The sequence below is a fragment of the Mesorhizobium sp. AR02 genome, from assembly GCF_024746835.1.
In the GTDB taxonomy this organism is placed as follows: domain Bacteria; phylum Pseudomonadota; class Alphaproteobacteria; order Rhizobiales; family Rhizobiaceae; genus Mesorhizobium.
This window is the reverse complement of record NZ_CP080531.1, coordinates 1,018,430-1,038,891: the sequence shown is the minus strand read 5'-3', so window position 1 is coordinate 1,038,891 and position 20,462 is coordinate 1,018,430. Positions and strand designations below refer to the sequence as shown.

The window sequence follows — 20,462 nt, the reverse complement described above, 5'->3', positions numbered from 1 at the left end:
GTCCGTCAACGCCCGCAGTTTCCAACATGCTCGATCTTTTGCAGCCCTTGCCTATCGCATCAACCCAAATCTATGCCAAACGCCGCCGTCATGTAGTGACGTTGGGTAAGAATGTGCCGAAACATGTTTGATCCCTCCTGAAATCAAACGCGCATTAAGTAAGTCTCTCCACGTCCGTGGTTGTGTGCGTCAAGTTCTGCAAAAAGGGGCGGCCATAGTGCTGGTCATGCGGCTTGGCGTAGAGCGAGCTTTTTGTGCTCGCGCAGGTCGTCCATGTTGATGTAGCGGTTGGCCTCCATCCAGTTTTCGTTGGTCTCGACAGCCAAGGCCCTGACAAGGCGCAGGCAGCTTTCGGCGTTGGGGAAGATGCGTACGACATAGGTGCGCCGGCGGATTTCCTCGTTGAGGCGCTCGAGCATGTTGGTGGACTTGAGATGCTTGTGGTGCTGTCTCGGCAGCCTGAAGAAGGTCAGAGTTTGTTCGATGGCATCTTCGGCCCAGCCTGTCAGGCGCGGATAGCGAGGTGACCATTTGGCAAGCCATGCGGCGAGATCGGCCCTGGCCTCGGCGAGATCGCGTCGGTCGTAGAGCCAGCGCAGCTCCTGCAGGCAGTCATCGCCGTGCTTGCGCGGCAGATGATCGAGCGCGTTCCTGAGGAAGTGCACGTAGCAGCGTTGCCAGGCGGCTTCCGGGATCACCTCGCCGATCGCCGCCACCAGGCCGGCGTGATCGTCGGACACGACCAATTCGACGCCCTTGAGGCCGCGCGCCTTCAGTGAGACGAGAAAGTCTTTCCAGGCCGAACGGCTCTCGCGATTGGCCATCTCCACAGCCAGGATCTGGCGCCGGCCGTCCCAGTCGATGCCGACCGCGATCAGCACCGCCTGGCTCATGACGACGCCGGCTTCACGCACTTTCTCGTAGCGCGCATCGAGGATGAGGTAAGCAAACGGCTCTTGAAGGGGACGCCTGGCAAAGGCAGCGAGGCTCTCGTCCAGCCGCTTGTTGATGGCCGAGATCGACGAGGCCGAGAAAGCATGGCCGCACAGCTCTTCGGTGATCGCCTTCACCTTGCGGGTCGACACGCCCTGCACATACATCTCGGCCAGCGTCGCCACCAAAGCCCGTTCCGAACGCTGATAGCGCTCAAACAACTCGGTCGAGAAGCGCCCCGAGCGGTCCTGCGGAACCCGCAGCTCAAGCTTGCCGACGCGCGTCACAAGGGTGCGGCCATAGTAACCCGAGCGATAGCCAAGCCGCTCGGGCGTGCGTTCGCCCTTCGAAGCACTCAGCGCCTCATCCATCTCGGCCTCGAGCACCTCCTGCATCACCGCACGGATCACTTCGTGAAGTCCGTCCGGGTTCGAAAGCAGAATGTCTTTGACGGAGGCGCTGGCGGTCTTACTTTCAATCTTGGTCATGGTGGCGTTCCTTCGCGGGAATCGGTGACGTGAACAATCACCAGCCTGCCATGACCGCCCCTCTCTCAGCGAATTTGCAGAACTCTCAGCACACTACCACGTCCGTCTACGCCTGGTTGCTCTGACCATCTCATTTCTCTTGCATTAGGCCCGACACAATGGATGGCCGGGCGGCTCGGCTTCCAGCCGCAGCTCGGTTCACTTTGGCTCGACCTTGCTGGCCAGCCGAGGTGCAACTGTCAGTGCCGGCATGTCACCGCCGCAATGGTGTCCGCTTTCCAAGCCTGATATGGATCGGTAACGGTACTTTTTAAGGCTTAGCCGGGTGCGTGGTCGGATGCTGCGACATGCAAAAATCGCCCGATTGACCTCGATAGTTGGTGAAACCTCAAAATATTTTTTGTGGCGATTTTCCCTTTAAAATCAAAAGCGTAATTTTTTGACGGTCCTGGTGTCGGACTTTTCGTGGATCTGAAAAATATTTGACAGTAATTTCAATGGGTTATATGCTGTTTGAACAATCGAGTGGAGTAGGGAACTGAGGCCGCAGCGTAGAAGCGGCTGCCCTCGCGATCTCCGTTTTTCGATTCACGTCAGATGCTGTCGACCATTTCCTCCACTCATTTCTGACCGTTTGGCTGATCTGACATGTCGTTGCTTCGGACGTAAATCCCGTTCAGTCTCGCAGAGGGCTGCGGCGTACTATGGCGTGCAAATCGGCGGCCATGACAGTCATTCAAGGGCTTAGGTGTCGAAACACGGACGCCCGCTTAGGCGGGAGAGCGGTTGGCCGCGGGCCGATCGACTGGACCATGAAGCCACCGTCATTCGGTTGCATTCTTCTGAAGCTTGTCGAAGACAAACCGCTTGCCTTCGCGCACGCCATCTTCAAGGGACCTCGCCTTCGCCAGATGCGATGCAATCGCACTGGCCAGCATGCAACCCGTCCCGCGCATCGATGTGGCAAGGCGCGGCATGTCGAAGCGGACCGGTGCTTGATCGAAGCGCAACAGAATATCGGTTGATCGAGGTCCCGATGCGTGGCCGCCCTTGATCAGCAGGGCCTGCGCTTCGGCGGCCAGCAATCCCTAGCCTTGCCATACTGCGCCGTCCTCATCCACCGCCAGTTCCGAGCCAACAAGGAGCGCCAGTTCGATGAGATTGGGTGTGACGAGACGGCAAAGCGGCATCAGATTGCGCTTCATGACGGCGATGGCGCCTGCTTCCAGCAGAGCCCGGCCTGAAGTGGAGGCCAGTACGGGGTCGAGCACTGCCGGCACGTGCGAATTTTCGCGCAGCACGACGGCAACGGCAGCGATGATCTCAGCCGTTGGCCAGCGCTACTTTGTCAAGCACATTCGGCCTGCGGCGGTGATCGGCGGCCCTTGCGCGTCGAGATCGACCGAGTAGCTCAGGCGGTCGCGGATGTGGTTGTCCTGGTCGAACGTGACGATCCGCAGCTTCAGCGAGGTGATATGCACTTCGTCCAGGTAGATCGAGTTGCAGACAATGATCTGGTCGTCTGTCTGGCAGGTGCGGGCCGCCGCACCATTGAGGATGCAGCACCGTGAGCCGCGCTCGCCCAGAATGACATAGGTCGAAATCCGAGCGCCGGAATTCTTGTTCCATATCTCCACGAATTCCATCGGCAGGATCCCGCGCCTGCGGGCGAGAGGATATCGCTGCCGCAGCAGTGCAGGATGCGTCTTCTCTGCCTCTCGGTCTGCAATCTGTGGTGAGATTGTACACAAAATATCAAAACTGTGTTGACAATCTTGCGCTAGAGGTTTCCCTTAGGGCATCCGCGCAGCCAAAGAGCAAAACACAAAGCGCGATAACCAGAAGGGGAAATGCCAGAATGATCAACCGACGCTCGACTCTCAAATCGATGGTGCTTGGCGCCGTCTCCGCTCTCGCTATGGCCGCTGCGGGCATGCCGTCCGCGGAGGCCCAGAACAAGGAACTGAAGATCGGTTTCGTCGGTGTCACCAGTGGCCCCGCCGCCGCTTGGGGCACGTCGAACGTACGTTCGATGCAGACGCGTGCCGCCTGGATCAACGAGACCGGCGGCGTCAAGATTGGCGACGCCACCTACAACGTCAACATCGTTACGTTCGACGATCAGAAAGACCCCAAGCGCGCCATTGCCGGCATGGAAAAGATGGCGCAGGAGGGCATCCACTATGTGGTCGGCCCGAATGTCGATGACGGTGCTGCCGCCGTGCGCCCGGTCGCCGAGGCCAACGGCATCATCTATTTCCCTTACGCTTTCCCCAAGGCGCTTTATCAGAAGCCTGCCTCGAATGCCGTGCTCGGCATGATCGCTAACTATCAATCGGGCCCGGCGATCTACAAATACCTCAAGGAAAACAAGGGCGTGAAGACGATCGCCTTCGTTGCCGCCAATGAATCGGATCCGTTGAGCCAGCGTGACGGCGGCGTTGAGGCAGCCAAGGCGCTCGGCCTCAAGATTGTCGCCCAGAACGACACTTACCAGAACGATACGCGCGACTTCACGCCGGTGCTCACGCCGATCGTTGCGCTGAAGCCCGATCTGCTCGTGCTGTCAGGCGTCGCGCCGGCCAATGCGCCGCTGCTCATCCGCGCCGCCCGCGAGCTCGGCTTCGAAGGCCTGATCTCGACCGAAACGGCACAGGACGCAAAGGTTCTCGAGGAGGGCGCCGGCGAATACGCCAACGGCTTCATCTCGGTTGGCGGTGCCTCCACGCCCGAGATCGCCTCGGACGCGATGAAGGAATTCGTCGCCCGTTACACCAAGATGTTCGGTGAGTACAATGACGAGTCCAACACCAAGGTCTATGCGCTCGAGTACATCATCGACACGCTGAAGGCCAATCCGGCGGCGATCGACAATGTCGATGAATTCAAGAAGACCATGGACACCTTCTCGGCGCCCAACCCCTACCTGAAGGGCGATGCCAAGCTGAGCTATGTCGGCACGACCTCCTTCGGCCAGAAGCGCCAGCTCGCGGTGCCGATGGTGGTCAACGAGTACAAGGACGGTGCCTTCCAGACCCTGTTCGTAGGCACGGTCGATTAGGGTTAGCTTCCCTGCGGTTTCTTCCTCCCGCGTTGCCGGGGGCCCGGAACATTCTCCGGGTCCCTCGGAAGATTGAAGGCGTCCATGGAACAGGTCATCGCAAATGGATTCTACCTCGGCGCCCAATATGCGCTGATCGCATTGGGGCTCACCCTGATCTTCGCCCTGATGAACGTGCTGAACTTTGCCCACGGGCAGATGTACGTGCTGGGCGGCTTCATCACCTACACCGTCTACGGGCAGCTCGGACTGCCCTTCGTTCTGGCGCTGCTGGCTTCCGGCGTCACCCTTGCGGTCATCGGAGCGCTCATGGAGAAGTTTCTTTTCCGGACCGTCATCAAGCGCAGCCTCCGAGAGGAAAGCACCATGCTGCTGGCGGCGGCGACGGCGTTTTTCTTCGACGCCGTCATCCTGCTCATCTTCGGTGAAAAGCAGCGCGGCGTACCCAAGATCGTCAAGGGCGTCTTCAACGATGGCGGCATCATCATGCCCTATGACCGTATGCTCGTCGGCGTGCTCGCACTGGTCTTCATCGCCGCCTTCGTCCTTTACATGCAGTACAGCAGGGTAGGGCGAGCCATGCGGGCGCTGGCCCAGGATCGGGTTGCTGCCCAGTTGATGGGCGTCAAGGTCGATCGCTACACGATGATCGGCTTCGCCATGGGTGCCATGCTGGCCGGCATCGTCGGTGGCCTCCTGGTCACCATCACTGGTGTCAATTCCGGAATCGGCGGGCCGATCTCGATCAAGGCCTTTATGATGGTGATGATCGGCGGCGCCGGCGTCGTCGGCGGCGCGATCGCCGGCGGCTTCATCCTCGGCATGATGGAGTCCGTCGGCCTCACTGTGCTGCGCGAATATGGCGACGTCACCTACCTCGTCATCTTCGCGGCGCTGATGGTGTTCCTTTCGATCCGCCCCAATGGGCTGATGGGCAAGCCGTGGGGTTGATGCGCGATGACGCATAACGTGAAAATTGCTTCAGTCGCCGCTTTTTTGGCGATCGTCTTCATCGCCGTGCCGGTTCTGATCTCCGCCAGCGGTCGGACCGACCTCTACTACACGCTCACCTCGGTGGCTCTGCTCAGCATTGCCAGTGCCGGCGTGTGGCTCACCTTCTATATCGGCCGGATCAATATCGGTCAGGGCGCCTACGCACTGATGGGGGGCTACGTCTCGGCCATACTCGTGGTGACCTACGGTTGGTCGTTCTGGCTGACGCTGCTGGCCGCCGGCCTGTTTTGCGCAGCGGCGAGCGTCGCTATCGGCCTGCCGATCCTGCGGCTGCGCGGCGTCTATTTCGCCATGGTCACACTGGTGCTGACTGAGGTCGCGCGGCTTCTGGCGCTGGCGCTGCCGGTCACCAACGGCGCCAAGGGGATGGTCAGCATCCCGCTGCCCGGGGCGCTGTCGGCCTTCGGCCTCATCATCATTCCGGATTTCGCCACGTTGCATAATTCCCGGCTTGCCTTCTACCTGCTGGCGGCCGCGCTCATGGTGGCTTGCTTCGCGGTGGTGTACCGGCTGGTTCATTCACGCATCGGCAAGCTCTGCCAGTCACTCCAGCAGAATGAGGAGCTGGCCTCGTCGATCGGCGTCAACATCGCCTATCTGCGCGTCATCGCCTATGCTGTCTCGTCCTTCTTCGGCGGCGTCGCCGGAGCGATCTTCGCCGCCATCTCGCAATCGATCTATCCGTCCAGCTTCACGGTCACCGACTCTGTCAACTTCATGCTGAACTGCTTCCTCGGAGGGCTCGGCTATGTTTTCGGTCCGATGCTGGGCACGCTGGTGCTCTATTTCGGCTGGGACCTGCTGTTCCAGACCGGCCAGTTCCAGCTGCTGATCTACTCGACCTTGATGATCGTGCTGATGCTGTTCCTGCCCAACGGCTTGCTGAGCCTTGCCGCCACGACCCGGAAGAAGGGCTGAGCCATGGCCGATCTGCTCGAAGTCTCGGCCCTGACGAAGCGCTTTGGCGGTCTCGTCGCGGTCAACAACGTCTCCTTCTCGGTGCGCGAGAAGGAGATACTGTCGGTTATCGGCCCCAACGGCGCCGGCAAATCGACGTTGTTCAAGCTGATCTCGTCCTTCCTCAGGCCGACATCGGGCCAGGTGCGCTTGAAGGGCGAGCGCATCTCCGATCTGGCGCCGCACATCGCGGCACGCAAGGGCGTCGTCCGGACGTTTCAGGAAACGACGATCTTCAAGAACATGAGCGTGCGCGAAAACGTCATCATCGCTCACCATCTGCGCTCCACGGCGAGCCTGATTGGCTTCTTCCTCGGCACCAGCACGGCCAAGGCCGACGAGGCGGCCTTCGGCGCCTCGGCCGACGACATTCTTGAGCTGCTCGGCCTATCGTCGCTCGCCGGTGAAATCGCCCGAAACTTGCCGCATGGTCACTTGCGGGCCCTTGGCATTGCCATCGGTCTCGCCACGAACCCGTCGATCCTGCTGCTGGACGAGCCTTTCGCCGGAATGAATCACGACGAGACGATGAGAATGGTGGCGATGGTCAAACGGTTGCGCGAGCTTGGCCTCACCATCCTTCTGGTCGAGCACGACATGCCTGCCGTCATGAAGATTTCCGACCGCATCGTCGTCTTGAATTTCGGCGAGAAGATCGCCGAGGGAACGCCGGCGCAAATCCAGAACAACGACAAAGTGATCGAGGCCTATCTCGGCAGCGAAGACGAGGCGATCGGCCTATGAACCAGATCCTGAAATTCGCTAATGTCGAACTCTATTACGATCACGTCTATGCGCTGAAAGGCGTGTCGGTTGAGGTCAACGAAGGCGAGACCGTTGCGTTGATCGGCGCCAACGGTGCTGGCAAATCGTCGATCCTTCGCGCCATCACCGGGCTGCGCAAAATCAAGTCCGGCGAGATCCATTACCATGGCCAGCGCATCGATGGCGCTGCTCCCGATGACGTGGTCAAGATGGGCATCTCCATGGTTCCTGAGGGGCGCCGTGTCTTCCCTTACATGTCGGTCCGGGACAATCTCCTGATGGGCGCCTTCACCCGCTCCGACAAGGCCGAGATTGCCAACTCGCTGGAGATGGTGCTCGGCCGTTTTCCTCGCCTCAAGGAGCGATATTCGCAAGCCGCCGGAACGATGAGCGGCGGCGAGCAGCAGATGCTGGTTATCGGCCGCGCGTTGATGGCCAGGCCACGCCTGCTGCTGCTCGATGAGCCGTCACTGGGCGTCGCACCGAAGCTTGTCCAGGACATTGCCCGCTCGATCGTGGCAATCAATCGCGACGAAAAGGTCAGCGTTCTCCTGGTCGAGCAGAATTCCCGCATGGCGTTGCGCATTTCGCAGCGTGCCTATGCGCTGACCACCGGCAGCGTCGCCCTTAGTGGGAATTCCGCCGATTTGCTGACCGACGAACGGGTCAAGCGGCTTTATCTTGGCGGCGAGGTCTGAGGCTTATCGCATGCGCATACTTGTTATAAATCCCAACACCACCGCATCGATGACCGCCAAGATCGGCAAGGCGGCAATGAGCGTCGCCTCCGCAGAAACGGAGATCATTTCGGTCAACCCCGGTGATGGTCCGCCGAGCATCGAAGGCTATTTCGACGAGGTCTTCGCCGTTCCGGGTATCATCGCTGAAATGAGCAAGGCAGCGGCCATCGATGCCTATGTGATTGCCTGTTTCGACGATACCGGACTGGACGCGGCACGTTGCGCCACCGAGGCGCCGGTCATCGGTATCGGCGAGGCCGCCTTCCACCTTGCCAGCCTTGTCGCAGGCAAGTTCAGTGTTGTGACGACGCTCGCCCGCTCCGTTCCAGCGATCGAGCACAATTTGGCGAAATACGGCCTCGCATCGCGCTGCGCCAAAGTCAGGTCGTCGGACGTTGCCGTGCTTGATCTCGAATTGCCGGGCTCGGACGCCAGGCGCAAAATCTCGGACGAGATCACGCGCGCCGTCAAGGATGATAGGGCGGAGGCGATCGTTCTCGGCTGCGCGGGCATGGCCGATCTGGCAAGCAGCCTGTCGCAGGAACACGGCGTTCCCGTACTCGACGGTGTCGCCTGCGCGGTGACGTTGGCAGAGAGCCTGTTCAGAGTTGGTTTGAGGACGTCGAAGGTCGGCGGATACGCTGCTCCGCGCAGCAAGCGGTTTTCGGGCATCTATGGATCGCTGTCTCCGGCCGGAGCTGACGCAGCAGTTATATCACCGACTTAGAACGCGCTTGGCCTTACGAATTGAGATCCTGTGTCCCGGGATTGACCGCCGCGCAAGCGATACTAGATTGCATCGACCGCTAAGCGGTTTGGGATAGATCAGGCGGTGTTGTGCCTGCGCGTTGAAAAGCATGTTGACAGTGCTCAGAGAAGAGGATCGTGACGAAAAACCGGCAACCCGCTGGTCGCCGATCTACTATGGTCTGAGGGATGCCATCGTCAGTCATCGTCTCGCCCCTGGCACCAAGCTGCCGGAAGATGAGTTGGCGACGATCTATTCGGTGAGCCGCACCGTCATTCGTGCTGCCCTGCAAGCTCTGGCCCATGACCGGTTGGCGCGGCTGGAGCCGAACCGCGGTGCTTTCGTGGCACAGCCGTCGAAAATTGAAGCCCGCGAGGTGTTCGAGGCACGGGCGCTGATCGAACCCAGGGTGGCTTGGCTCGCCGCCAGCGCGGCGGTACCAAGCGATATTGCATGGTTGCGGCAGCATCTCGAGAAGGAGCATGAAGCACTTCACGCTGGCCGGGACAGCGAGGCGATCATGCTGTCGGCACGTTTCCACGTTGGCATCGCTGAGATCGCTGCACATTCGGTGTTCACCAAATTCGTTCGCGACCTTGTCTCGCATTCTTCCCTCATCATCGCGCTTTATTGGAAACGGCGCGACGCGACCTGTGAGAAACACGCCCATCACGCGCTGGTCGATGCAATCGAAGCAGGGCGTAGTTCCCAAGCGGCCGAGCTGATGACCAGTCATCTGGTCGACCTCCTGTCGGGGCTCGACCTCACAGACAAGATAGAAAAGTCTGACAATCTCTCCGACTTGCTTCGTCCGTAGAGCGGGAGAGCACTCAGCGCTGCTGTACGCGAGCAGCCGTGGTTGCCGGCACTGCCTGGATTATGGTCTCTCGAGTTTCGGCGCTTGACGCGATGGGAGCGGCGCTCGAGGAACGGATCGAACGAAGCGGGTTTGGCAAGCGGCCCTGCGCCTTGCAGTCCGGCTGGCTGTTGGCCAACGAATTGGCCAGGTTCGACCGATGGGATCGGGCAGCGCGCGTTGTCGCGGGCAGTCGCTATTCGCAACCCGCATTCGCACTGCCGCTGTGTTGGCACGCATCGCCGCCCTCCCTCAATCCACTGCGGTCATGAAGGCTTTCGACCTGTCGCGCTACGGCGCTCCACCAGATCAATTGACGGACGAGATCGATAGCAATCTGTACGAGGTAGCCCAGATGGCAGATAGTGGTCAGTAGGCGTGCCGCCCAAGTGACCTGAACCGCCGGGTCGAGGCGGCTGACATGAGCTGACAAAGTCTAAGCCATGGCTGCCATGAACCATCGCGTCGTCACCGTGTTCGGTGGAACCGGGTTTCTCGGCCGCCGCGTTGTTCGGCATCTCCGCAATGGCGGTTTTTTCGTTCGGATTGCATCAAGACATCCGGAACGGGCCGAGAAGTTGTTTGGTTCTGATGATCCGCAACTTCAATCGGTCGAAGCCGATATCCATGATGAGCGGGCGATCGCCGATGCACTTGCCGGTGCTTTCGGTGTTGTAAATGCGGTCAGTCTCTATGTCGAACGGGGACAGGAGACCTTTCATTCCGTGCATGTCGAGTCGGCCCGGCGGGTTGCAGCACAAGCACACCGAGCTGGCGTCGAACGGCTCGCTCACGTTTCAGGAATCGGCTCGGATGTTGCCTCGCCGTCGCTCTACATCCGCAAGCGTGGCGAAGGCGAACAGGCGGTGCGTGCCGCGTTTGCTGACACCATCATCATCCGCCCGGCGGTGATGTTCGGACCGGATGACGCGTTTCTCACGATTATCCTCAAACTTCTCCGCCGGCTTCCAATCTATCCGATGTTCGGCCGCGGCCTGACGAGATTGCAGCCGGCCTATGTAGGCGATGTGGCAGAGGTTACCGCAAGTGCGCTGCAGGGGACGGAACCGCATGCGATCACGTATGAGTTCGGCGGTCCCCGCATTTACTCCTACAAGGAATTTCTCAGAGCCGTTGCACACCAAGCCGATCTTAGACCCATACTGGTCCCAGTGCCATTTGCCGCTTGGCACGCACTGGCATGGGCCGCGGAAATGCTTGCGAGTCCGCCCGTCACTCGTAATCAGGTGGAACTGATGCAGGTCGACAACGTGTCATCGCCGCAGATGCCCGGATTTGAAGAACTTGGCATTTCGCCGCACCCGGTCGAGGAAATACTCCAGGAGATGTTGCGTAATCCCTGATCAACGACCTTCTTCCGTACTCAGGCGCCACGATTGAGTGTCCGAAATCGCGCTAACCGGCCAATCGTGAATGCGAGCTTTTGGACCCCGTTCCGGCCGTTGGGTGCCGGGTGCCCTCTCTACGAACCGGCGATGAGGTTGATCTTCGCGGCCATGATGAAGTCGTTCTCGTGCAATCCCTTGATCTTGTGTGTCTGCAGCGAGACTGCCGCATAACCCCAGCCGAAACAGATGTCGGGATGATGCCGTTCTTCTTCCGCCAATCGGGCAACTTTGTCGACGAAGCTGAGCGATTGACGGAAGTCCGCGAATTTGAATTTGCGGCGCAGCAGGCGCCCCTCCTCCAGTTCCCAGCCAGGGGTCTGGGACAGATAGCCCTCGGCTGCCTCCTGCGTTAGCGGCGCGACGCCACCGCGGCAGGGCGTACAGGTTTTCTGAGCAATACCATCGGTCATGACAACCTCCCTTCGTGCTCATTCCGGGTGTAGCGATCGCGGTTTTCACCTCGCCCGGTATTTTCTCGCATAGTGCTTGGCAAGAACCTTGCGAATCTGCTCGGCAAGGCGCTTGTTGCCGGTCTTCGCCCGCGCCTTGTCATCGCCTTTTTGCAGCTTCGGCAGATCGGCGCCCGGGCCTTGTTTCGTTGATTTGCGCATCGCAATAGATCAACGCCGTGACGGACAACCGGTTTCGTTCAAAGGACGATTTCCACAGGACTGCTGATCACGAGACCGAGCTCACCGTCCGCCCGCCCTTGATTGACAGCGATCTCGGCAAGCCCGTTCGAGTTCTCGTACCAAAAGGCCGTGCCTGGCGGCCGATCGCTGAAGGTCGTCGCGGCCTCCAGCAGGCGATCTGCTGCGGCGAGCCTTGCGCCCGCCGGCAGCCTGGCCGCCCTCAGGCCGGTCATGGCATTGCCGAAATGGTCGATATAGACGATCTCGGCGAGGTCCTCCGGCCAGTCTCTACGGCGATCTGCTTCATCTAGGCGCGGCCTGCCGGGCGGCGGCTCACCGCGTGCCAGCATCGCCGCGACCGGGGCAAACAGGTCACGCCCGTGGAAGCTGGCGGACAGGCGCTCTGGCCTTCAGTCGATATCCCAGCTCAACGTCTTGGCCGCGCGGCGCTGGATCAGCTCGAACAGGCCGTTGCCGGGCCGACATACCAGCGACCGTCGGCCTCGACGATGACGGACGGCCGCGTCCCTCCGACGCCTGGATCGACGACACAGAGAAAGACGGTTCCCGCAGGGAACCATTCCGCGTAGGCCACCAGCAGGTAAGCCGACGCCTTGGGATTGCCGACCGGCGCATCGGAGAAGAGGTCGATCGCGGGGATGCCCGGCGCCATCTGGTGCAACACAGCCTTCATCTGGCCCGTGTAGGGGCCGTGCAAGCCGAAATCCGTGAACAAGACAATCATGGACGGGCGCCGACTGCGCTGCGATGGACATACAGATAGTCGGCCGGAAGGCGCATCCGCCGGCAGGCCTGAACGGCCGGGTTGGTTTCCATGACGAGGCGATCCGCCAAAGCCCCTGCCTGCCGGACCGTCTCGGCTTCCCAGCTGTGCAAGCCGTGCCCGGTGAGCCCCAACAGCGCCTGCATCCAACCAGGCACCAGATCAACGGCAGCCGACACCAGCAGGTGCTGTGCCGGCCTCAGTGGCAGCGGCAGGATAGGCGCCGAACGCATGATCTCGAGAAATTCGAGCACGATGGCCGAGCGATCCAGCCGTCCGGCTGTCGCATGGAACAGCGTTTCAAGCTCGGCTTCCGATTCCGGTGCGCCTGTGGCGCCGAAAAGGCGCGCGGCGGGAACGCCCTCGGCATAACAGCGGTCGCGCTCCGATGCGGAGAGCTGCCGCACATAGGTGTGATAAGCTTGGACAAAGCCGTACGCCGCCGTGCCGTGAACCCAGTTCAGAAGGTCGGGGTCATTGGCGCAATACGCCTCGCCTGACGATGTTACGCCTGCGACCCGGTCGTGTATCCGCCGAACGCGGGCGATCATGGCCTCGGCCGTGATGCGGGAACCGTAGATCGTCACCATGGCAGCGAGCCCCGTGCTGTGCAGTCGCCGAATTGGATTCAGGCGGAAAGACGTATGCTCCCATACGCCGGTGCGCACCCGCGGTTCTGCAAGCTCCATGATCACGGCGGTGACGCCGCCGATGAACAGTGAAAGCGGGTTCTTGAACACGCGCCACGACACGGAGTCCGGCGATACCAGTGCGGCCTCGCCGATCGGTCGCGAGAAATCGATGTGAGGCCGGTCGCCAGGTTGCAGCACCGCCCGCGCTACCGCCTCCAGGAGGCTTTGCAACGGCCAAGGCAGGACGATCGGCGTGGTCATGGCAACGAGCGCCATTCACAAGAAACGCGTGCTTGCGAACAGCGAAATTGGGCCGCTGGATGCACTTGGCGAAACTACGGCCACTTTCTACGGTGCTCGATCACTTACTATAGCTCAATTGGCAGACAGCGCCCACCGCCAGTTCACATTGTCGGCCAGGACAGCGTGTTGGGCGGCACCTTCGGCCAACCCTACACAATCGGCCGCAATGTCATAGGCCGCCCAGTGATACCAGATCTTTGCCGGAGCGTCTGGATCATCGCAGAGAAGGACAAAGCTGCCGGTTCCGGCTGGAGCGCCAGTCCAGCCGAGGGGAGGGGAACGATCCTCACCGTCGCAAGTGAAGCGCCGCGGGATCGTCGTACCGTTCGCAAAGCTGCTTGAACTGAGCTGCATGGGTCGCCCCTTACCCTGTTGCCGCGCCGCGCAACACTCAGTCCCAAAACGCCAGGTGCCAGGCAAAACTGGTAGGAAGCGCGGGCGTCGCCTTGAGGCTGCGTTCCGACACGAGCTTCACGGTTGATCGGGCGCGAGGATAAGCGCTCTATCGAAAATGTACGAGACAATATTGAATGGCAGTTCGCTTCGCCTTGCCGTCCCGGCCAAGCGCCGCGCCGCACGGATCGTAGCCAGCGATGGCAAGGCTGTGATATCATTGCACAGGTTGCGCCACCGTTGGCAATTGCCACGCCCGCGCAGCCTGACCACTGCGCAGTGCTAATCGGGTCGCGGGTCTCGTCCCGTTGAACGAGTGGCCTCGGATCATGGAACTCGTCGTTGCTCTTGGGCTGATCGTCTTCAAGGTCGCGTTGCTGATTGCGATCCTGCTGCTGCTGCCCTTGCCGCTGACCTGGCTGGAACGCAAGATCGCGGGGCGCATGCAGCAGAGGATGGGGCCGATGCGTGTGGGATGGCATGGGCTGCTGCAGCCGGTGGCGGACGGGGTCCATTGATTTTGCAACGAAAAATGCCCTAGTTGGAGCGGCGACGGTACTTTTCGAGACGGCTTGGGCGCGCCGTCGAATGCCGCAAAGTGCAAGAATCGCCCGATTGGTTCCGATAGTTGGTGAAACCTCAAAATATTTTATTTTGGCGATTTTCCCTTTAAAATCAAAAGCGTAAGTTTTTGACGGTCTTGATGTCGGCATTTACGCGGCGCTGAAAAATATTTGCCAGTGATTTCAATGAGTTATACCCTGTTTGAACAATTGAGTGGGAGTGAGGGTTAGCGTAGTCCGGAGTGCTCCGGCGTAGTTTTTCGCAGAAAAAGCAACGTTTTGCGGTTCATTTCATTCACTATCAGACCTACATCATCAACTGAAGTCATCGACTGCCTAAGCCATTGATTTATTTGGCTCCGCGCAAACGAGGGCAGCGTTAGACGTGAAGGTCAGCAGATCAATTTGACGGTACTTTTCATCCGCAGCTTGACGTTCTAGAAAAGTACCGTCACCGGTTTCCGGGGCTTGACCGTACTTTTTTCAGGCCAATCTTTTGAAATATATAAAGAAAATCGCCTTCGGATAACGTTTCCGCGCAGACGGGACTTTAGCACGTTCTGGGATCGGCCAGACTATTTGTGGGGACGCGGGCGAAGCTCATGGCACGGTAGTCCTTACCGGCCGACAGCGGGCAGTGGCACCAGGGCGCGACCGTCGCTGCCGCTGTGGTCCTTGGACCGCGATTGGTGTCAGTTCTGCCATCCGCCGCCGTCCTGATCGGGGTGACGACACTTAAACCCCAAGAAGTCTTTCTCGCCGGAGGTTTCACAAAGACGCATCACTGTCGCGTGAAACCCCGTCGCGTCCGAGGGGCTTCGCCGGGCGCCTTTCGCGCCGCGCCAACAACCTTATCGGTCCGGTTGTCGCTTACAGAATCGGCAGGGTCTCTGGATCGGGTGACGCCGCGCCCGTTATGCCGCCGATCCTGGCCTTGTCGGCGGGTTACGGCGCGATAATTAGCGTTAAGCGGTGGTCGCTTCAACCTATCGAAAGGAGCAGACGATGAAACACCAAACACTCGATCAACTGCATGCAATCGCAGAGGTCGAACCCTCGGCGCCATACTCAACATTGACTCGAAACCAACGGATCGAACGTTGGGCAGAGCTTCTCGAACGACATCCCGAGCGATGCCTTGGAACGCTAACGGGTACTGAATATCTTGATTGGGAAGCACGTGATGTGGCGCGTGGCGACGGGTCGGCAATCAGCGTAGCTTTTGAGGATCCGGTATTTCGGACGTTGGGTCTGAAGGACGACACATATGGTGAGGCCAAGCGCTTTTTCGAAATCGCCGACTGGCAATTGCACGAAATCGTCTGCAGTTGCCACGTCGGTGCTACGATGCGAGCGCGATGGGCTGCCACGCGAGTCCGGGCGGCGATTAGCGGGAACAGGATCTTTGGCTGGCTGCGACGTATGATCGCCCGTTGAACCAGCCTGCTGGCGCAACGACGGATCTTCCCGTGCCGCTGCAGGCGGCGCGAAACTTGTCAGTTCAGGCGAGCCTGCGCTGGTAGTGTTGCAATGTGCCGCAGCCAGCCGTCTAGAGTGCACTTGAGTGCTGGCTTCAGGAGGAGAGACGGTCATGAGTGAACTGCGCTATCCAAACGAAAGCAGAGCGTATCGCGATGCGCGCGACGCGTTGCTCAAAGACGAACAAGAGCTTGTCGACAAAGTAAAATCCGTGGCGGAAAAGCGCCGCAATCTCCCTCTCGGCGGACAGTTGAAGGAGGACTACGTCTTCCAATGGGCCAACGATGGGAAAGTAGGGAAGCGTGTGAAATTCTCCGAGCTCTTCGGGGACAAGGACACCCTGCTGCTTTACTCCTTCATGTATGGTCCGAACTGGGACAATCCCTGTCCCTCCTGTACGTCACTGGTCGATGGCTTCGATCGCAGCTGGTATCAGGTCACTGAAAACGCTGCGTTTGTCGCCATTGCCAAAGCCTCGGCCGAACGGATCAACGCCTGGGCCAAAAAACGCGGATGGTCGCAGATCGCATTGGTCTCAGGCTCGGACTCTGCCTATCAAGCCGATTACAAATGCCAGGGAGATTCCGATGATATGCAATGGCCGGTGATGCATGTATTCAGCAGGCGGGATGGAAAGATCTTTCATTTCTGGGGAACCGAGTTGTCGGGGAACCATGTCGACACGGTCTGGCCGTATTGGAATCTCATGGACTTTACGCCGGAGGGGCGGCCGGATATTCCCACGCCGCCACAGAACTTCAGGTCCGAATTCCTGGAAAAGAACTACCTCAACAAGGAATAGCCGGGGAAGCTTCGCCTGCAGCAGCTTACGGATGTGCGCATGAAAACAGCCGGCCGGCTTTCTGCTGCTGGTCCGACTGTTGTCGTCACCGATGCTTGCCGAATGGAAGCTGGTCGAGGGTCGAGACATGACCAATCTTGCCGAAGCCGGCCGGACCGCTCGACAGCTACCGAAAGAACGCCGCGACCCGTCCCGCCGTTGCGAGAAGCCGACACTGATTAAACAAGCGCCTTTCGAAGTCACGGTGCAGCCTGTGCCGCCAGGTGTGAACACTAATTCGTGACACCGCGTCGGCAGCCTTTTTGATTTGGGTTTAAAGCCTCTCCGATAGGGGGCGAAGTTTTAGAGGCGCCTGTTTCCTTGCAGGTAAGTGAGAAGCGACAGAGGCCCGCTAACGCCGGGGCGGGCTTTTTTCGTTTGGTTAGCCCTTCGGCCACGCTTTTGAATCTTACTTTCTCGGCTAATGCCTGGAACCGATTGTTTTCTGGTCACTGCGGTTCGACGCCCATCTGCCTTGATTGCCTTTCCAGAGCCTTTGGATCACTCTCCCGGGGCAGCAGGGGATCCACGTTCGCTGGAACACGGCGTCGGTGCGTACCAGCGGATCGCCGCTGACGATATCCTCGAGGATGCCGAAGAAGGTCCAGGCGGCTGCGACGAGCAGCAGTGCCAGGGCCGCGAGGATTTTCGTTTCCTTCCGGGCCGGATCGAGTAATGAGCGGATTTGACGGCTCGTCCAAGTATCGTGGGCATCTGCCCAGCGTCCTAGGCGCTCGATATAGGCCAGAAGGATGGGAATGCCCCGGCGTATCGTGTGGACGTCGGGGCCATGTCGACTGGACTCGGCTTCTATTCGCTGTATCGCGGCCTGCACGGCGCCAGCATCCGTCAGTCCGGACATGGCAACGCAGCCGGCATCGGCCAGAACGACCGCGGCAATCTGGGCATCATCCAGCAAGAGGACAACGGCCATTCCGCCACCCTGCAGCAGCACGGCAATGACAACGCCTACGGTATTTTCCAGTTCGGAAGGAATACCCACGCCAATGTCGCGCAGAGCGGCGATGGCGGTGTCGGCGCTACCTTCAGCTACGGCTGGTAACTCGAACCCCGAGGTATTCATTGCTCGGCGCCGGCGGCTCGCTTGGCTGGTGACCGTTCAGCGCCGACCTACATTGCCTCCTCGATATCCAGCTTGGAGCAGGAAGTGCGCCTGATGAAGGGCTCGGAAAATTGCATGAATGGGGGTGATAGCTTTTACTGCCTGATTTTGGAGCCCATGCATCCATGCCTTCCCCCAAGCGGCTAGGGCGCATGCGCCGAGCATGCCAGCAACGCTTTGTCGGAAAAGTGCCTTTTGCCGCAATGCTATTTCAAGGATGCATCGATTTGTGAAGCGGCGTCCTAATATCCGCCATCTTTTAGATGTCGCTTATATGGCACTAGAAACCGCACCTGATCGCAAGCGACGGTCGGGGCAAATGAGTAGGGAAGGATAATTCCATGAGCTTCAAAACTGCGTGTTTCGGCGCACTTGCTTTCACCATTGTCGGCGGCGCGGCGCTTGCCGGCGCGCTTGACGAGCCCAAGATGATGGCGCCGTTCTTCACCGACGCGAGCATGAAGACGATGAAGCCGGACGCCGATATGAAAAAAGCCTGGGCCGGCATGGCTAAGGCCGATCAGGACAAGATGATGAAGGAATGCAACGACGCGGCGATGAGCAAGCCGCATGCCCAGTTCTGCGAGAAATTGAAGGCACTTGGCGGCTCCAAATAAGCCACGGCTTTCGCTAACGTTCTGGTGGCGGGCTATCTTCCGCCACCAGACTGTAAGGATGATTTCTTCCGACGTCTGCCCGACACCGATTCATAGATTAGCGCCTTGACCATCGCGTCATTTGGCGGCGCTGGGCTGCTCGATCGGGCCCTTCTTCGTCGCGAGGTCGGTCGCGCTCAGGAAGACCTGATCTCCGATCGGCCTCCCATCTGCACCAGCCTGTAGGCGGTTTGTAAAATCATTTTACCGATTGCTGATTTCAGCCTCCGGATAAGTCGAAACATCCTTAGTAGCGGTTCGATCATGCCAAACGCCCAAAAGCTTCGAAATTCAATCTACCGGATTGTGACAAGGCGCTGCACAGGGAGGACGCTAGGAAGATGAAGGACCGTGAAGACTTCCTGGCGTGGGTGAAGAACCCGCTGTACCAGGCCGAGCTTGCCCTCCACAATGGTGACCCGGCGCCACGCCGGGCGCTCTGGTCCCATCGTGAGCCGGTCACCGTTCTCGGTGCGTGGCGCAACGCCAACGGTCAAGCCGAGATTGATGACCTCTTCGTCTATCTGGGAAAGAGCTTCTCGAACTGCACGTTCTTCGTCTTCGAGGTGCAGGCGTACGACGTGATCGGCGACATGGCCTACACAGCTGGACTGGAGCGCACGTCCGTCTCGGTCGACGGCAAGCCGCGCACATACACGTTGCGCGTCACTCAGGTCTATCGCCGGGAGGACGGCCAGTGGAGAGTCGTCCACCGCCATGGCGACACCGTGACCGAATGATGGCGGATGACTTCCTCATTGTGGAGGCCTGGCGAGGTCTTGGGTTTGGCCGCCTGCTCATGGCGGCAAGCAGGCTTGCCTCGATGTCTTCGATGGGCTTGTTTGCACCCATCGGCGAGGTCGACATGAAGTCGGTTCCGGGACCTGTCAGGGCTTCACGAACCTATAGGCGAAGCGATCGGTCTCGCCTTTGATCGAGGGATCGAACACCTTGGTCGAGTGCGCATCATCCTTGTTCGCGAGCATGGTGCTTTCTGCGTCCAGTACGAAGCCGGCTGCCTCCACCTCCTCGCGGACGGAGGCAGGGTCGATCCGATGCAGCGACTGGGTGTCGCTCGTGCCCGACCCAGCGGCGGCGGCGTGGTCGACGATGACGTAGGACCCACCGGGCTTCAGCCGCTTGTAGACAGCTCGATTGAACTGGGCCGCCGTCGCACCCTTCTTCTGGATCAGCGCGGTGTGAAGATCGTGGTAAAACAGGTGCAGCCACAGGACATCCGCTGGCTGCGCGACCTCCGGCATCGCGACGAGGTCCGCCGAGACCGCTTCGACGTTCTCTCGGCCCGGCTCCTTCGCGAGCGTCCGCATGCGGCCGACCGGATCGTTCTTGAAGTCGGCGACTTCGGCCGGCACGAAGCTGTAGACCCGTCCTTTGGGTCCCACGATGTCGGAGAAGAGACGGGTCCAGTCGCCGTCGCCTGGGTAAACGTCGATGACGGTGGAGCCCGCATCAACTCGTGCGAACCGGATCAATTCGGATAGTTTGGATTGGTCGTACATCGGAATCTCCTTTACGGTTGGGCATTAGACGAGCGCGCGGCGTACAATGGGGCGATTTTCGGCTGATCTGCCGTCTACCCCGAACCGATGGCCGAATATGGCCATCGCTATGCAGGCCCGGCCGCGCCCATCTGCGCGGCGCGCGCCAGTGCTTGTGTGTCGACGTATTCCCGGATGTTGGTCAGTCTGCCGTCCCGGACCGTGATGGCGAAGATCCAGTCGTCCTCGAACGTCTTGTTCGTGGCTTTGACCTTCCCCTTGGCAAAGCCGACGACGAGGACCCGGTCTCCTTGCGCCACGAACTCCCGGGGTTCCGTGGACGTTTCTATCGACTTGGATGCCGTCTCAAGCAAATCCGCCAGCCCGGCGTGTCCGTTGCGCGTTCCGGCCAGTGGCCAGTCTTTGCCGGGGATGATCCACTCGATGTCTTCGGCGACCAGCGCCAGCAGAGCCTCCCTGTCGCCGCCGCCCGATCGCGGCGAAGAAGTCCTTCACGGTCTGGATGTTCTTCTCGATACTCATGGGAATTTCTCCATTTCGCACGGATCGCATCGCGCTCGATCCG

20 protein-coding genes and 5 pseudogenes are annotated in these 20,462 nt (G+C 59.9%); 14 read left to right on the top strand and 11 right to left on the bottom strand.

From position 1 onward, the window contains the following. Positions 1-224: 224 nt before the first annotated feature. From DBIPINDM_RS09500 to DBIPINDM_RS09490, 3 genes and pseudogenes are all read right to left on the bottom strand, one after another. Complete coding sequence (locus DBIPINDM_RS09500; protein ID WP_258583994.1) at positions 225-1,421, bottom strand: IS256 family transposase; 1,197 nt, start codon at positions 1,419-1,421, stop codon at positions 225-227. An 824-nt stretch (positions 1,422-2,245) separates the two neighbouring features. Next, positions 2,246-2,692: pseudogene (locus DBIPINDM_RS09495) on the bottom strand (bifunctional hydroxymethylpyrimidine kinase/phosphomethylpyrimidine kinase). Between the two features lie 69 nt (positions 2,693-2,761). Beyond that, positions 2,762-3,079, bottom strand: a pseudogene (locus tag DBIPINDM_RS09490) (aspartate 1-decarboxylase); the annotation flags it as partial. Between the two features lie 200 nt (positions 3,080-3,279). Here DBIPINDM_RS09490 and DBIPINDM_RS09485 point away from each other — a divergent pair. The 8 genes from DBIPINDM_RS09485 to DBIPINDM_RS09450 all read left to right on the top strand — a co-directional run bounded on the left by DBIPINDM_RS09485 (position 3,280) and on the right by DBIPINDM_RS09450 (position 10,926). Further along, positions 3,280-4,482, top strand: coding sequence for an ABC transporter substrate-binding protein (locus tag DBIPINDM_RS09485; protein WP_111547945.1), 1,203 nt, complete (start codon positions 3,280-3,282; stop codon positions 4,480-4,482). Between the two features lie 84 nt (positions 4,483-4,566). Next, a complete protein-coding gene (locus DBIPINDM_RS09480) occupies positions 4,567-5,433 on the top strand; it encodes a branched-chain amino acid ABC transporter permease (protein ID WP_136622353.1) in 867 nt (288 codons plus the stop codon). Positions 5,434-5,439: 6 nt separating this feature from the next. Next, entirely contained in the window at positions 5,440-6,414 is a 975-nt protein-coding gene (locus DBIPINDM_RS09475) for a branched-chain amino acid ABC transporter permease (RefSeq protein WP_258585481.1), read from the top strand. 3 nt (positions 6,415-6,417) lie between these two features. Next, positions 6,418-7,197, top strand: coding sequence for an ABC transporter ATP-binding protein (locus DBIPINDM_RS09470; RefSeq protein ID WP_136622355.1), 780 nt, complete (start codon positions 6,418-6,420; stop codon positions 7,195-7,197). Then, positions 7,194-7,916, top strand: coding sequence for an ABC transporter ATP-binding protein (locus DBIPINDM_RS09465; protein WP_258585480.1), 723 nt, complete (start codon positions 7,194-7,196; stop codon positions 7,914-7,916). Before DBIPINDM_RS09470 ends, DBIPINDM_RS09465 begins: the two co-directional genes overlap by 4 nt. 10 nt (positions 7,917-7,926) lie before the next feature. Then, positions 7,927-8,685 carry an aspartate/glutamate racemase family protein gene (locus DBIPINDM_RS09460; RefSeq protein WP_258585479.1) on the top strand — a complete coding sequence of 253 codons (759 nt, stop codon included), beginning with the start codon at positions 7,927-7,929 and terminating at the stop codon, positions 8,683-8,685. A 130-nt stretch (positions 8,686-8,815) separates the two neighbouring features. Beyond that, positions 8,816-9,523, top strand: coding sequence for a GntR family transcriptional regulator (locus DBIPINDM_RS09455; RefSeq protein WP_258585478.1), 708 nt, complete (start codon positions 8,816-8,818; stop codon positions 9,521-9,523). A 482-nt stretch (positions 9,524-10,005) separates the two neighbouring features. Further along, positions 10,006-10,926, top strand: a complete 921-nt coding sequence (locus DBIPINDM_RS09450) for a complex I NDUFA9 subunit family protein (protein WP_258585477.1) — start codon at positions 10,006-10,008, stop codon at positions 10,924-10,926. 119 nt (positions 10,927-11,045) lie between these two features. Here the strand turns inward: DBIPINDM_RS09450 and DBIPINDM_RS09445 are convergent, their stop codons facing one another. From DBIPINDM_RS09445 to DBIPINDM_RS09420, 6 genes are all read right to left on the bottom strand, one after another. Further along, entirely contained in the window at positions 11,046-11,381 is a 336-nt protein-coding gene (locus tag DBIPINDM_RS09445; RefSeq protein WP_136619151.1) for a 4a-hydroxytetrahydrobiopterin dehydratase, read from the bottom strand. A 45-nt stretch (positions 11,382-11,426) separates the two neighbouring features. Further along, entirely contained in the window at positions 11,427-11,582 is a 156-nt protein-coding gene (locus DBIPINDM_RS09440; protein WP_258585476.1) for a hypothetical protein, read from the bottom strand. Positions 11,583-11,620: 38 nt separating this feature from the next. Next, positions 11,621-11,953 carry an SAM-dependent chlorinase/fluorinase gene (locus tag DBIPINDM_RS09435; RefSeq protein ID WP_258585475.1) on the bottom strand — a complete coding sequence of 111 codons (333 nt, stop codon included), beginning with the start codon at positions 11,951-11,953 and terminating at the stop codon, positions 11,621-11,623. A 104-nt stretch (positions 11,954-12,057) separates the two neighbouring features. Next, positions 12,058-12,348: an SAM hydrolase/SAM-dependent halogenase family protein gene (locus DBIPINDM_RS09430; protein WP_258585474.1), complete on the bottom strand. Its 291-nt coding sequence runs from the start codon at positions 12,346-12,348 to the stop codon at positions 12,058-12,060. Further along, positions 12,345-13,280: an oxygenase MpaB family protein gene (locus tag DBIPINDM_RS09425; RefSeq protein WP_258585473.1), complete on the bottom strand. Its 936-nt coding sequence runs from the start codon at positions 13,278-13,280 to the stop codon at positions 12,345-12,347. Before DBIPINDM_RS09425 ends, DBIPINDM_RS09430 begins: the two co-directional genes overlap by 4 nt. Before the next feature lie 114 nt (positions 13,281-13,394). Then, positions 13,395-13,676: a YbhB/YbcL family Raf kinase inhibitor-like protein gene (locus tag DBIPINDM_RS09420; protein WP_258585472.1), complete on the bottom strand. Its 282-nt coding sequence runs from the start codon at positions 13,674-13,676 to the stop codon at positions 13,395-13,397. Positions 13,677-14,044: 368 nt separating this feature from the next. Between DBIPINDM_RS09420 and DBIPINDM_RS09415 the strand changes: the two are divergent. The 6 genes and pseudogenes from DBIPINDM_RS09415 to DBIPINDM_RS09390 all read left to right on the top strand — a co-directional run. Continuing rightward, a pseudogene (locus tag DBIPINDM_RS09415) lies at positions 14,045-14,227 on the top strand (NADH-quinone oxidoreductase subunit H); the annotation flags it as partial. Positions 14,228-15,283: 1,056 nt separating this feature from the next. Next, on the top strand, positions 15,284-15,715 hold the full coding sequence (locus DBIPINDM_RS09410; RefSeq protein ID WP_258585471.1) for a hypothetical protein: 432 nt from the start codon (positions 15,284-15,286) through the stop codon (positions 15,713-15,715). A 154-nt stretch (positions 15,716-15,869) separates the two neighbouring features. Beyond that, the gene (locus tag DBIPINDM_RS09405; RefSeq protein WP_258585470.1) at positions 15,870-16,559 is read left to right on the top strand and encodes a DUF899 family protein; all 690 of its coding nucleotides are present in this window, start codon (positions 15,870-15,872) and stop codon (positions 16,557-16,559) included. A gap of 826 nt (positions 16,560-17,385) precedes the next feature. Continuing rightward, positions 17,386-17,661: pseudogene (locus tag DBIPINDM_RS43310) on the top strand (curlin); the annotation flags it as partial. Positions 17,662-18,062: 401 nt separating this feature from the next. Then, complete coding sequence (locus DBIPINDM_RS09395) at positions 18,063-18,338, top strand: hypothetical protein (protein WP_258585468.1); 276 nt, start codon at positions 18,063-18,065, stop codon at positions 18,336-18,338. A gap of 380 nt (positions 18,339-18,718) precedes the next feature. Next, positions 18,719-19,117: a nuclear transport factor 2 family protein gene (locus DBIPINDM_RS09390; protein WP_258585467.1), complete on the top strand. Its 399-nt coding sequence runs from the start codon at positions 18,719-18,721 to the stop codon at positions 19,115-19,117. A gap of 147 nt (positions 19,118-19,264) precedes the next feature. On the opposite strand, the gene DBIPINDM_RS09385 is transcribed toward DBIPINDM_RS09390, so the two are convergent. Together DBIPINDM_RS09385 and DBIPINDM_RS09380 are read right to left on the bottom strand one after the other, a co-directional pair. Then, complete coding sequence (locus DBIPINDM_RS09385) at positions 19,265-19,897, bottom strand: class I SAM-dependent methyltransferase (RefSeq protein ID WP_258585466.1); 633 nt, start codon at positions 19,895-19,897, stop codon at positions 19,265-19,267. A 107-nt stretch (positions 19,898-20,004) separates the two neighbouring features. Further along, positions 20,005-20,419: pseudogene (locus DBIPINDM_RS09380) on the bottom strand (nuclear transport factor 2 family protein). Positions 20,420-20,462 lie beyond the last annotated feature (43 nt).